The sequence below is a fragment of the Streptomyces sp. NPDC059861 genome, from assembly GCF_042731435.1.
Taxonomy (GTDB): Bacteria; Actinomycetota; Actinomycetes; order Streptomycetales; family Streptomycetaceae; genus Streptomyces.
This window is the reverse complement of sequence record NZ_JBHWJQ010000001.1, coordinates 176,672-188,723: the sequence shown is the minus strand read 5'-3', so window position 1 is coordinate 188,723 and position 12,052 is coordinate 176,672. Positions and strand designations below refer to the sequence as shown.

The 12,052-nt window shown below is 72.4% G+C and carries 9 protein-coding genes and 3 pseudogenes; 5 read left to right on the top strand and 7 right to left on the bottom strand.

Annotated features, from left to right (window positions below):
- Nucleotides 1-114 precede the first annotated feature (114 nt).
- From ACFV6X_RS00835 to ACFV6X_RS00825, 3 genes are read right to left on the bottom strand one after another with little or no spacing between them, the layout of a single operon-like run.
- Nucleotides 115-492, bottom strand: coding sequence for an acyl-CoA thioesterase domain-containing protein (locus tag ACFV6X_RS00835; protein WP_385375624.1), 378 nt, complete (start codon nucleotides 490-492; stop codon nucleotides 115-117).
- A gap of 18 nt (nucleotides 493-510) precedes the next feature.
- Nucleotides 511-1,254 (bottom strand): SOS response-associated peptidase, encoded by a 744-nt coding sequence (locus ACFV6X_RS00830; protein WP_385375621.1) that lies wholly within the window; start codon nucleotides 1,252-1,254, stop codon nucleotides 511-513.
- Between the two features lie 43 nt (nucleotides 1,255-1,297).
- The gene (locus ACFV6X_RS00825) at nucleotides 1,298-2,251 is read right to left on the bottom strand and encodes an NAD(P)H-dependent flavin oxidoreductase (protein WP_385375618.1); all 954 of its coding nucleotides are present in this window, start codon (nucleotides 2,249-2,251) and stop codon (nucleotides 1,298-1,300) included.
- A 145-nt stretch (nucleotides 2,252-2,396) separates the two neighbouring features.
- Here ACFV6X_RS00825 and ACFV6X_RS00820 point away from each other — a divergent pair.
- Nucleotides 2,397-2,540, top strand: a pseudogene (locus ACFV6X_RS00820) (FAD-dependent monooxygenase); the annotation flags it as partial.
- A 303-nt stretch (nucleotides 2,541-2,843) separates the two neighbouring features.
- Nucleotides 2,844-2,930 (top strand): annotated as a pseudogene (locus ACFV6X_RS00815) (hypothetical protein); the annotation flags it as partial.
- 105 nt (nucleotides 2,931-3,035) lie between these two features.
- On the opposite strand, the gene ACFV6X_RS00810 reads toward ACFV6X_RS00815, so the two are convergent.
- Both ACFV6X_RS00810 and ACFV6X_RS00805 read right to left on the bottom strand, forming a co-directional pair.
- Nucleotides 3,036-3,458 carry a hypothetical protein gene (locus tag ACFV6X_RS00810; RefSeq protein WP_385375615.1) on the bottom strand — a complete coding sequence of 141 codons (423 nt, stop codon included), beginning with the start codon at nucleotides 3,456-3,458 and terminating at the stop codon, nucleotides 3,036-3,038.
- 112 nt (nucleotides 3,459-3,570) lie between these two features.
- A complete protein-coding gene (locus ACFV6X_RS00805; protein WP_385375613.1) occupies nucleotides 3,571-4,584 on the bottom strand; it encodes a magnesium and cobalt transport protein CorA in 1,014 nt (337 codons plus the stop codon).
- 263 nt (nucleotides 4,585-4,847) lie between these two features.
- Between ACFV6X_RS00805 and ACFV6X_RS00800 the strand changes: the two genes are divergently transcribed.
- Complete coding sequence (locus ACFV6X_RS00800) at nucleotides 4,848-5,942, top strand: winged helix DNA-binding domain-containing protein (protein ID WP_385375610.1); 1,095 nt, start codon at nucleotides 4,848-4,850, stop codon at nucleotides 5,940-5,942.
- 126 nt (nucleotides 5,943-6,068) lie between these two features.
- On the opposite strand, the gene ACFV6X_RS00795 is transcribed toward ACFV6X_RS00800, so the two are convergent.
- Together ACFV6X_RS00795 and ACFV6X_RS00790 are read right to left on the bottom strand one after the other, a co-directional pair.
- Nucleotides 6,069-6,857 (bottom strand): S1 family peptidase, encoded by a 789-nt coding sequence (locus ACFV6X_RS00795; RefSeq protein ID WP_385375607.1) that lies wholly within the window; start codon nucleotides 6,855-6,857, stop codon nucleotides 6,069-6,071.
- A 227-nt stretch (nucleotides 6,858-7,084) separates the two neighbouring features.
- Nucleotides 7,085-9,901 carry an AAA family ATPase gene (locus ACFV6X_RS00790; protein WP_385375604.1) on the bottom strand — a complete coding sequence of 939 codons (2,817 nt, stop codon included), beginning with the start codon at nucleotides 9,899-9,901 and terminating at the stop codon, nucleotides 7,085-7,087.
- 303 nt (nucleotides 9,902-10,204) lie between these two features.
- On the opposite strand from ACFV6X_RS00790, the gene ACFV6X_RS00785 reads away from it, so the two are divergent.
- Together ACFV6X_RS00785 and ACFV6X_RS00780 are read left to right on the top strand one after the other, a co-directional pair.
- Nucleotides 10,205-11,875 carry an AMP-binding protein gene (locus ACFV6X_RS00785; protein ID WP_385375601.1) on the top strand — a complete coding sequence of 557 codons (1,671 nt, stop codon included), beginning with the start codon at nucleotides 10,205-10,207 and terminating at the stop codon, nucleotides 11,873-11,875.
- A gap of 37 nt (nucleotides 11,876-11,912) precedes the next feature.
- Nucleotides 11,913-12,047 (top strand): annotated as a pseudogene (locus ACFV6X_RS00780) (SDR family oxidoreductase); the annotation flags it as partial.
- Nucleotides 12,048-12,052: the final 5 nt, after the last annotated feature.

Below are 12,052 nucleotides of genomic sequence, written 5' to 3'. Positions count from 1 at the left end.
AGGATACCAGTGGGCCGTCGGCGCCCCGCTGTGCCCGCCGATGCCCTCGGCGCACGGCGCGTGCCGGGCGGACAAGGGCGAGGAGCCGGGTGTCGGTGGACCAGATGCAGCAGGTCAGCTCGGCGGTGGGTACCGGGCGCGACACGGTCCATACGGCGAACAGGGCGGGCGGCAGCGCGTCGGCGAGGGCCACCAGACTTCTGTGCGGCCTGTGGCCTGCGGCCTGCGCAGCGCATCCACGCGAGGAGTTCGGCGCGTTCGCCGCCGCCCAGCAGGCGGGCGTCGGTGGCCGGGCGGATCTCGAGGTGGGCGGCCCTCGCGCAGGACCTCGGTCGTGAAGTGCAGCGGGCGCTGGTCCACCGGGGCGAGGAAGTGCGCGCCCAGGGTGCGGACCGGAGCGGGCTGCGCGGTCGCTCCCGCCATGCCCTCACGCCTGACCGCGAGGGCGAGAGCCGCGACGTCCGGCTCTGGAAGCTGGAGCTTGGCTCTCATGAACGCGGGATGCGAACGCTACAGGGTCACTTCTTCGAGGAGCTGCGGGCCGTTGTTGCGCACACTGTTGACCTCGGTGGAGACGGGCCGGGCGTCCAGGTGGCCGTCGGCGGGCCGGGTCAGCAGCGCCCGCAGCTCGTCGGGGTCCTGGTGGTGAGGGTCGAGCCAGGCTTCGTAGTGATCCGGGGTGAGAGCGAGCGGCATGCGGGGGTGGACGCGCCCGGCGGCATCGGTGGCCTCGGTGGTGATGATCGTGCAGGTCGTCAGCCATGCCGCGGGGTCGTCGTCCTGCTTGATGTCCGGGTTGCGCCAGTACTCGTACAGCCCGGCGAGCGCCATCACCTGGTCGTCCTCGGGGTGGATGAAGTACGGCTGCTTGCGAACCTTGCCCGTGGTGGGGTCCTTGGCCTGCTGCCACTCGTAGAAGCCGTCGGCCGGCAGCAGGCAGCGGTGTCTGGTGAAGGCCCGGCGGAAGGCGGGCTTCTCGTGCACGGTCTCCACGCGCGCGTTGATCATCCGCGCGCCGACCTTCACGTCCTTGGCCCACGACGGCACCAGGCCCCAGCGCAACGGCCGCAGCTCACGCCCTGCCGGCGCGGCTTCGCCCGCGCCGCGCGGAGCGCGTTCGAGGACGGCCCAGACCTGGTCCGTCGGCGCCACGTTCCAGCTCGGGGCGATCGTCTCCTCGGGGCGCCAGTCGGTGACCTCGAAGAGCTGGACCAGGTCCTCGGGGCTTCGGGTGGATGAGTAGCGGCCGCACATAACGCCACTCTCCCACCACGTCCGTCACCCGCGTCCGAGCCGCTCAGCGGTGTTGCCCGGCCAGGACGGCCTCCGCCTCGCGAACGATCCCGCGCACGATCTCGCCCGCCGGCTGAATGTCATGTACGAGCGCGGCCGACTGTCCGGCGAACGGCATGTACTCGTCGCCCCGGCCGGCGTGCAAGGCCTGCATCAACCGTGGCACGACCTCTTTCGGGTCGATGTCCTCGGGGCTGTCGCGCAACGTGTCCACGAAGGGAGTGCGCAGCGCCCGTGGCACCCCGAAACTGCCGGGGCGGTTGTACGGCGGAAGGATCCGCTCGCTGCCGGCCACCTTCACGGCGTCGGTCGCGGCGGCCGCGAGGATCCGCTGCTTCCACTCGTCGGACGCGGGCATCTCCTTCGACGCGAGGAAGCGGGTGCCCATGGAGACGCCCTGCGCGCCGAGGGCGAGCGCCGCGGCGAGGCCGCGCCCGTCGGCGATGCCGCCGGCCGCGATCACCGGGGTGTCCCCGGCCATGTCCACGACCTGGGGCACGATCACCAGGGTACTGACCTCGCCCCCGTGGCCGCCCGCCTCGCCACCCTGCGCGATGAGGACGTCCACGCCCGCGTCCAGGGCCTCGGCGGCCTGCCGGGCGTCCATCACCTGCTGGATCCAGAGGATGCCCGCGTCGTGTGCCCGGCTGATCAGGTCCTGAGGAACGGCCAGATGGAAGGAGATGACAGCCGGGTGTTCCTCGATCGTGGCCTGGAAGGCGTTCTCGTCCAGTGGCCGGGTCGTGTGGTTGATCGCGAACGGGCGGCTCGTCAGCCGGCGCATCTCGCCCCACTCGCGTTGGAGGTCGGAGACGGTACGGCCGGCCGTACCCAGGCTTCCGAGTCCGCCGGCCTCGCACACGGCGGCCGCCAGCGGGACCTCGCTCCAGGGGCCGAACGGCGCGCAGACGACGGGCAGTTCGATGCCGAGCAGCTCACAGACAGGGGTGCGGAGCACAAGGTGCCTCCCGCTCGATCCGCGGGGCTGTCACGGAACTCCGCCGTGGGCGGACGGTTGGATTCCGCTTCTTTCGTCAGTTTATCCGGGGCCCTGGCGGGAGGCAGAACGTCAGAACATCCCGTCCGTCGAGGGCGTGGCGGACGTGGTCGTTCTCGGTGCCGGGCCGGCTGGGCTGGTGCTCGGAAATCTCCTCCAGCAGAGCGGGATCGACCGCGTCATTCTGGAGCGTGCCAGTCGTGCGCACGTACGGACCCGGGCGCGTGCGGGGTTCCTCGCCGCCAACACCGCCTCTTCGGCGAGAACCACTTCGACCACTTCGCACGCCATCCGAACTCCGAACTCTTCGACCGGTCCATGGCCGCGAGCTCCCGGATGTTCGCACCCCTGCCGACGCACCCGGTCGTCACGGCCGCGAGCCGGGCGTCCGAGCCCGCGATCGTCGTCGACGTGGCGGGCGGCACCGGGGAACTGCTCGGCCGAATCCTCACCGCGAACCCGCGCCTGCGCGGTGTCCTGCTGGAACGTCCGCACGTCATCGAGGCCGGACGACGACCGCTGCCACGAGATTCCGAGCCACTGCGCCCGCGCGATGCCCGCCCACGCCGACCTGCTCGTCGTGGAACGCGTGCTGCCCGCCGACAGCTCGTTCTCGCCGGCCACCGCCTGGGACCTCCACATGTTGTGCAACGTCGGCGGCCGTGAACGAACCACCGCGCACTACGCCCACCTAGCCGCAGACCGTCACGGAGGGCTTCGGCCAGGTAGGGCTCGTCCTCCACGATCAGTACACGCATGTCCGAAGCCTAAGCAGCACCCATGCCGCCGACGTACGCGAGGACGTGTGCGCAGCGGACACCCGGCTCAGCCCGCCGGTGCCGGCGCCGGGCGCGGCCGGTCCGACGGCGCTGTCGCCGTGGTGCGCCACCAGCGGCGCGACGCGAGCGCGGCCAGCACGGCGCCGGCGGCACGCCGGCGCCCACACCACCAGCGCGGCCGACGGCAGCGCGACCAACGTCATGAGCACCACACCGTTGAACGTGTCGAAGCAGCCGTGCCCCCGTCCGGCCAGGCACGTCGGAGCGGACATCATGAGCGGCCGCCGCACGACGAACGCGACGCCCGCCAGGCCGAGGATCGCCAGGCCGAGGAGCACGCTCGCGCGCGTGCGGTGGGACGGTGCCGCCGGGGTTGCGTGATGGTTCATGCCCCCAGGAGAGCCGAAGGGCGGTTGCGGCGGCGTATGCGATTCTCGATACGCCCGCGATACACGAAATCCCCGGCAACGGCGCGACACGGCCCGCTTCTCCAGCGGCCCGCTAGAGCCAGTCCTTCCGTTTGAAGATGACGTACAGGCTCGTACAGACCACCGCCATCAGCACGATCGCGAAGGGATATCCGAACACCCAGTGCAACTCCGGCATGTGGTCGAAGTTCATGCCGTAGATCGTCCCGACCAGCGTCGGGGCGAACAGGATCGCCGCCCACGACGAGATCTTCTTGATCTCCTCGTTCTGCTCGAACCCCGCCTCCGCCAACGCCCGCATCTCCGCGTTCTGTTGCTGTGTCACCAGGGTGGCGTTCACCGTCAGGATGTCGGTCAGGGCCTGGCGGAAGCCGTCGACGCGTTCGCTGGTGTGGGTGACGTGGTCGGCGACGTCCCGGAGGTAGCGCTGGAGTTCCTCGTCCGTGCCGTACTTGGCGAAGCCCGCCATCAGGCCGTGCAGCATGCCGACCAGCGGGCGGGTGGCGCGCTGGAACTCGACCATCTCGCGCGAGAGTTCGTAGATGCGGCGAGAGACCTCCGGGTCGCCGCGGAACACCTCGGTCTCGATCTCGTCGATATCGGTCTGGACGCCCGCCACGACCGGCGCGTAACCGTCGACGACCGCGTCGAGGATGGCGTACAGGACCGCCTCCGGGCCCAGTTTCAGCAGCTCCGGCGTCTCCTCCATGCGGCGGCGGACGGCGGAGAGGTCGGGAGCCGCGCCATGGCGGACCGTGATGAGGAAGTCGGGACCGACGAACACGTGCAACTCGCCGAAGTCGACCTCCTCCGGCGCGTCGAGGTAGCGGGCCGCCCGCAGCACGACGAAGAGGGTCTCGCCGTACCGCTCCAGCTTCGGCCGCTGGTGTGCCTCCATCGCGTCCTCGACGGAGAGCGGGTGCAGGTCGAACTCCTCGGCCAGGGAGAGCAGCTCACGCTCCGTGGGGCGGGCCAGGCCGATCCAGGCCATGCCGGCCGGCTTCCCGTTCAGCTCGCGGTAGGTGTCCGCGAGGGTCGCGGGGGAGGAGACCCGGACGCCGTCCTCGTACAGCGCTGCCTCGACCACGCTGCCGGTCTCCGCCGGCCGCGCGGGTGGCGGTCCGGCCGCGGGTGGCGGTCCGGCCGGTGGCTGCGGCGGCAGGGCGCGGCGCCAGCCGGACCTCTTCGGCGAGTTCTTCCAGGCGATGGGGCACCTCCCTGGTCGGTCTGCGGCCGTGTGATCGTTCGCAAGGATATACGGGGCAAACGGCATCGGGTCGGGATGAGGCGCAGGAAGCCCATGGGAGATGCGGACCGAAGCTGTCCGCAAGCGGCGCTAGCGTGCGGAGCATGACCCAGACGACGGCCGTGCTCGGCACCCGCGCCCTCAACCGCGCCACCCTCGACCGCCAGCTGCTCCTGCGCCGCGCGCCGCTGTCCGCGAAGGCGGCGGTGGAGCACCTCGTCGGACTGCAGGCCCAGGAGGTCAAGCCGCCGTACTACGCGCTCGCCGCGCGCCTCGACGGCTTCCGTCCCGAAGAGCTGTCGGAGCTGCTGGCCGGCCGTGAGGCGGTCCGGATGGTCACCCTGCGCTCCACCATCCACCTGCACACCGCCGACGACTCCCTCACCCTGCGGCCGCTTGTGCAGCCCGCCCGCGACCGGGAGATCAGGATCTTCCGCCAGGGACTCACCGGCGTCGACCTGGAGCGGCTCGCCGGCATCGCCCGTGCGCTGGTCGAGGCCGAGCCGCGCACCATGCGGCAGCTGCGCGAGGCCCTGCTCGCCGAGTGGCCGGACGCCGATCCGCAGGCCCTCGCGATCGCCGCCCGCTGCGCGCTTCCGCTGGTCCAGGTCACCCCGCGCGGACTGTGGGGCCGGAGCGCGCAGGTCTGCCTCACCACCGCCGAGCACTGGCTGGGCCGCCCGAGCGAGCCGGCCGCCACCCCGGAGAGCGCCGTACTGCGCTACCTCGGCGCCTTCGGACCCGCCTCCGTCAAGGACATGCAGACCTGGTCCGGCCTGACCCGGATGCGCCCGGTGTTCGAACGGCTCCGCCCCAGGCTGGTCACCTTCCGGGACGAGACCGGCGCCGAGCTCTTCGACCTTCCGGACGCCCCCCGGCCCGACCCGGAGACTCCCGCGCCGCCCCGCTTCCTGCCCGAGTTCGACAACGCGCTGCTCTCGCACGCCGACCGCACCCGCGTGGTGCCGCCCGCGCACCACGGACGCACCTGGCAGGTGAACACCTCCCACTGCCCGCTCCTCGTCGACGGCTTCCTGGCCGGCGTCTGGCGGCTGCTCGACGGCGCCCTGGTCGTCGAGCCGTTCGGCACCCTCACCCGGGCCCAGCGCGACGAGGTGACCGAGGAGGGCGCGCGCGTGCTCCAGGTGCTGCACGAGGGGGCGTCGTACGACATCCGCTTCGGGACCGTCCTGCCGTGACCGTCCCGGCGCAAAGGAGGGTGACCGTCCCGGCGCATGGAGAGGGGGCGTTGCGGGCCGCTCGTGGAGGCCCGCAACGCCCCCTGGCCTACTCACCTGAGGGGTGCTCAGGAAATCTTGAGGGTGTTACGAGTTGACCTGCGCGGTGACCAGGCTGGAGAAGGTCGTCAGCCGGGTGTAGACGCCCGGGTACCCGGCCTGCGCGCAACCCTCGCCCCAGGAGGTGACCCCGGCGAGGACGCCCCCGATGAGCAGGGGACCGCCGCTGTCGCCCTGGCAGGTGTCGACGCCGCCGGAGGTGTATCCGGCGCACACCATGTCGCTTGCCACGAAGTCGGAGCCGTAGGAGGTGCGGCAGCTGGAGTCGGACACGGTCGGGACGGTCGCGGTCCGCAGCTGGTTGGAGGAGCCGCCGTTCTGGGAGGTGGTGCCCCAGCCGACGACGCGGGCCGTGGTGCCGGCCGCGTACACCGAGGTCTGCGAGGAGGAGACGTACTTCGCGGTGGTGTACGGCATCGACGTCGACAGCGTCAGGACGGCCACGTCGTCGCCGTTGGTGACGTCGGAGTAGCCGGGGTGGATCCAGATCTTGCTGACCCGGCTCACGGTGCCGTTGGTGCCGTTCAGGTACGTGCGGCCGCCGACGACGCGAACGCTGCCGGTGGTCTCACCGACCATGCAGTGGGCGGCGGTCACGACCTTCGTCGGCGAGACCAGCGTCCCGCCGCAGAACTGATTCTGCGAGGCGTCCGTGATCTGCATCATGAACGGGTACGCGGTCGTGGTGGTGGTCGTACCGCCGACGATGGGCTGGGGGGCGGCGACGGCGGCGGGGGAGGCGAGCAGCGCGGTCGCGGCGGCGGCGGTCGCCGCGACGAGGGCGGCGGTCTTTCTCGCACGGGTGAGCCCGAACATGAGTCTCCTCAAGGGGGTTGCCGGTGGGGGGTCGCGCGGGTGGGGGGTGGAGCACGAGGGACTCGGGTCCGGCCCCCGTGTGCCCGGCGAGCGGCACAAGCCCAAGCTAGGCCGGGGCACACGCACGTCCCAATGAGGGAACCCCCTAGCGGAGTCGGGGCAGGGAAAACCCTCGGTCCGGTGTACCTCGTCCGGCGCAGCCGTGGCGTAAAGGCCTGTGCAGGGCCCTACTTGACGTGCCGTCCCGCCGCGAGTCGGACGATGTCCACCCGGGATCGGATCCCCAGCTTGCGGTAGACCCGGGTGAGCGTCGCCTCGACCGTCTTCACGCTGATGAACAGCCGCCCGGCTATCTCCCGGTTGGTCGCGCCCTCCATCACCAGCTCCGCGACCTGACGCTCCATCGAGGCGAGCCCCTCCAGCACGGCCGTAGCGGGCGCCGGGGGCGGCTGCCGGTCCGGCGTCGCGCCCGCCGCCGCGGCCGCGTCGACCTGCCGCAGCCAGGGCAGCGCCCGGCACCGCCGGAACAGCCGCGCCGCCTCGTCGTACGACGTCGGACCCGGCCCGTGCCCGGCCCGCAGCAGTGCCAGTTCGAAGGCGGCACGTGCCTCTTCGAGACCGTAGCCCAGCTTGCCGAGCCGGTCCCGCACCGACGTCAACTGGCCCATCGCCACCTTGTGTTCGCCACCGGCCGCCCGCACCAGTGCCTCCGCCCGGTCGAGCACGGCCAGCACGCTCTCCCGTCCCAGCCGCAGCGCCTGCTCGCGCGTCACGTCGATGACGTCCTGGGCCTCCGCGAGCTCGCCGATCCGCACCAGCGCCTCCGCGAGGTCCCCGTGCCAGCGGCCGCGCGCCGGGTCGGTGACGCCGAGCCCGTGCTCCAGCTCCCGCACCCTGCGCAGCGACCGGACGGTGCCCTGCGCGTCCCCGGCGACCAGCTGGACGTATCCGAGGGCGGCCAGCGCGCGGGAGACGTAGATCTGGTCACCGTCCTCCTCGGCGTGCTGCACCGCCTCCCGGGCCAGCGTCAGCGCCTCGTCCACGCTGTCGCCGGAGGCCTCGGCGAGTGAGGTGAGCATCGCGGACGCCACTTCGCCGATGCCGGAGTCGCGGGCCAGCCGCAGGCTCTCGCGGGCCAGGTCGAGGGCGCGGCCGCAGTGTCCGGAGCGCAGTTCGGTCTCGGCCAGCAGCCGCAGGAAGTGCACCTCGCTCTCGACCATCCCGCGCCGCCGGACCTCACGCAGCAGCGCGGTGACCGTGTTGCGCGCCTCCGGCAGCTGGTCGCTCATCAGCAGCCAGCGGAAGCGGGTGGACCCGGCCCCGTTGTGGTGACACGCCACCTGCGGGTCCTGAGGCTCCTTCAGCGCCCGTTTGATGGTCGCGGGCGCGTCCGGATGGCCCATCAGGGTCTCGGCCTGGGCCTGGAAGGCGAGCGCCAGCAGTTCGGTACGCCGGTCCCCGGCCCGCGCCGCCAGGTCCGCGGCGTGCGCGGCCTCCTCGCGGCCCTCGGCGAAGTCGCCCTCGACGACCAGCGCCCGCCAGGCCAGCTGGTAGTGGACCAGGGCGAGCAGCCGCGGGTCGTCGCCCGCGTCGGCGAGCGCCTGCGGGAACACGGCGTCGACCTCACCGAGCGCCTGTCCGGCTGCCTCGATCACCACCATCCAGGCCCGCACCCGCTCCGTCGCGGCCGTGGCCCGGGTGAGCACCTCACGCGCGATGTCCCGGGCGAGGTCCACCTCGCCGGCGGTGATCGCGTCCTCGGCGGCCTGGAGCCGCCGCTCGTCCGGCCCCGGCACACTCTCGGCCGGGGCGTGCCGTGCCGCGAGCAGCCCGAGGGAGGCGGCCACCGATGGCGCGCCACGGTCCCGGGCCAGCATGGCGGCCCCGGCGAGCCGCGCCGCGACTTCCGGATCCGTCCCGGTCGTCGCCAGTGCCAGATGCCGGGCCCGCTCGATCGGATCGGAGGCCGCCGTGGACAGCGCGGCGTGCGCCGCCCGCCGCTGGTGCGCGGGCGCCTCCGCGTACAGCGCGGCCGAGACCAGCGGATGCGCGAAGCGTACGGCGGGGCCCTCCGGTTCCGTGGCCAGCAGACCGAGTTCGGCCGCGCGGGCGGTCTCGGCCTCGGCGTTCTCCCGGCCGGCGGCGTGCAGCAGGGAGAGCGTGGGCCGGGCGCCCGCGCTGGCCACGAGCAGCGTGTGCCGGGCTTGGGCGGAGAGCATCTCCAGCCGGCTGAGGACGAGGGCCCGCAGCGAGGTCGGCACCGGCAGCGGCTCGCCGGGGCGCGGCGGCGTCGGGTTCTCGGCGAGGGCGCGGCCCAGTTCCAGCGCGAAGAGCGGATTGCCGCCGCTGGTGCGGTGGATGTCCCGGACCGTGGAACGCGGCAGGCCGGTGTAGCCGCGGTGGTCGAGCAGGCTGGAGACCTGGGCGCGGGAGAGCGGGCCCAGCCGGACGGGGAGGGTGTCCGGGGGAGAGGTGCGCAGGTGGCGGTCGTACTCCTGGCCGTCGGTCCGTACCGCGCACAGCATCGTGACGGGCGTGTCGCCGAGGCGGCGGGCGGCGAAGCCGAGCAGCTCCGAGCTGGCCGAGTCCAGCCACTGCACATCGTCCGCGACGACCAGGACCGGGCCCTCGGCGGCGAGCGCGCGCAGCGCGGACAGCACGGCGAGGCGCAGCGCGAGGCCGTCGCGCTGAAGGGTGGACTCGCCGCGGCCGGTGAGCGCCGACTCCAGCGCCGTGCGCTGGGCGGCGGGCAGCTTGCCGGACACCTCGTCCAGCACCAGGCCGAGCAGGTCGGCGAGGGCCAGGAAGGGCAGATGCGATTCGGACTCCGTCGCCGAGCAGCGCAGCACGGTCCGTGCCGCCTCGGCGTAATCCGCGGCCAATGCCCGCAGCACGGTCGACTTTCCTATTCCCGCGGGCCCGTGGAGCAGCACGCTGCCCCCGCGGCCGAGCTGTTCACGCGCCGCCGTGAACAGCTGCTCCTGGCCGATGACCAGCTCGGGGCGGCTCCTGGCAGGCTCCTCGAAGTCCTGTCGCACGGTCACCGCTCCCTCCGTGTGTCGTGTCCGGGCCAAATTCTAGGCAACAACTCATTGAAATCCGGAGCGCCGAGATGGTGAGGGAAATAACAACAGGGATGCATGGGCAAATTCAGACGACGGTCAGGTGAATGGTCTGCCCGTACCGAGGGCCGCCTACGCGTGGGCGCCGGGGTGTCTGCGGCCCTGCGTGGGAGGAGCACCCTCGGCACGCGGCACACACCGCTGTCGCGGGGTGGTGACACCTGGGTCACGCGGTACACGATGTGAGCGAGCCGCCCGGCGACGGTCCGGCACCGAGGAGGACAGATGACGACGGCGACGGAGCAGTTCCGCGAGGCCCGGGACTTCCTGCTGCGACACCGCGAGGACTACGACACCGCCTGCGCGGGATTCCGCTGGCCGCGTCCGGAGCACTTCAACTGGGCGCTGGACTGGTTCGACGTCGTCGCGGACGGCAACGACCGCACGGCCCTGCACATCGTCGAGGAGGACGGCACCGAGCTGAAGCTCTCCTTCGCCGCCATGGCCGAGCGGTCGGCGCGTGCCGCCAACTGGCTGCGCGCCCGCGGCGTCGGCGCCGGTGACCGGATCCTCGTGATGCTGGGCAACCAGGTCGAGCTGTGGGAGACGGCCCTGGCCGCGGTGAAACTGCGCGCCGTGGTCATCCCGGCCACGCCGCTGCTCGGCCCGGCGGACCTGCGGGACCGGATGGAGCGCGGGCGCGTCCGGCACGTGCTGGTCCGCGCCGAGGACAGCGGCAAGTTCGCCGACGTGCCGGGCGACTGGACGCGCATCGCCGTCGGGGGCGCGCCCGAGGGCTGGCTGCGCTACGAGGACGCCTACGCGGCCCCCGCCGGCTTCACGCCCGACGGTCCCACCCACGCCGACGACACGCTGATGCTCTACTTCACCTCCGGGACGACGGCCCGCCCCAAGCTGGTCGAGCAGACCCACACGTCGTACCCGATCGGGCACTTGGCGACCATGTACTGGATCGGCCTCAAGCCCGGCGACGTGCATCTGAACATCTCCTCACCGGGCTGGGCCAAGCACGCCTGGTCCAACCTGTTCGCGCCGTGGAACGCCGAGGCGACCGTCTTCCTGCACAACTACGCCCGTTTCGACGCGCCTCGCCTGATGGCGGAGATGGACCGGGCGGGCGTGACCACCTTCTGCGCCCCGCCGACGGTGTGGCGGATGCTGATCCAGGCCGACCTGACCCAGCTGCGCACGGTGCCCCGGGAAGTGGTGGCCGCCGGGGAGCCGCTCAACCCCGAGGTCATCGAGCAGGTGCGGCGGGCGTGGGGGGTGACCATCCGGGACGGGTTCGGGCAGACGGAGACCGCGGTGCAGGTGTCCAACAGCCCGGGGCAACCGCTGAAGACGGGCTCCATGGGCCGTCCGAGCCCCGGCTACCACGTGACGCTGCTGGATCCGGTGACCGGTGCGCCGGGTGCCGCCGAGGGCGAGATCGCGCTCGACCTGTCCACCCGCCCGGTCGGCCTGATGACCGGCTACCACGGCGACGCGGACCGCACGGCGGAGGCGATGGCGGGCGGCTACTACCACACCGGCGACATCGGCTCCCGTGACGAGGACGGATACATCACCTACGTCGGCCGCGCCGACGACGTCTTCAAGGCCTCCGACTACAAGATCTCCCCGTTCGAGCTGGAGAGCGCCCTGCTGGAACACGAGGCGGTGGCCGAAGCGGCCGTCGTGCCCGCCCCCGACGAGCTGCGCCTCGCCGTCCCCAAGGCGTACGTCGTCCTCGCCGAGGGCTGGGAGCCGGGGCCCGACACGGCGAAGGTGCTGTTCGAGCACTCCCGTGACACCCTCGCGCCGTACAAGCGCATCCGCAGGCTGGAGTTCGGGAGCCTGCCGAAGACCGTCTCCGGCAAGATCCGCCGTATCGAGCTGCGCGAGGCCACGGCCGCGGGCTCGGTGGACGAGTACCGCGAGGAGGACTTCCGCTGACGTCGGCGCGCGCCTTCGCGCGTATTTCACCCGGTTCCCCGAGGTCGTCCCGGCCCTCGCCGCGAAGACCGCGCTGGGCCGGGTCGGCGAGCCCGACGACATCGGCGCGATGATCGCCACCCTCTTCTCCGACGAGAGCCGCTGGGTCACCGCCCAGAACCTTGAGGTGTCGGGCGG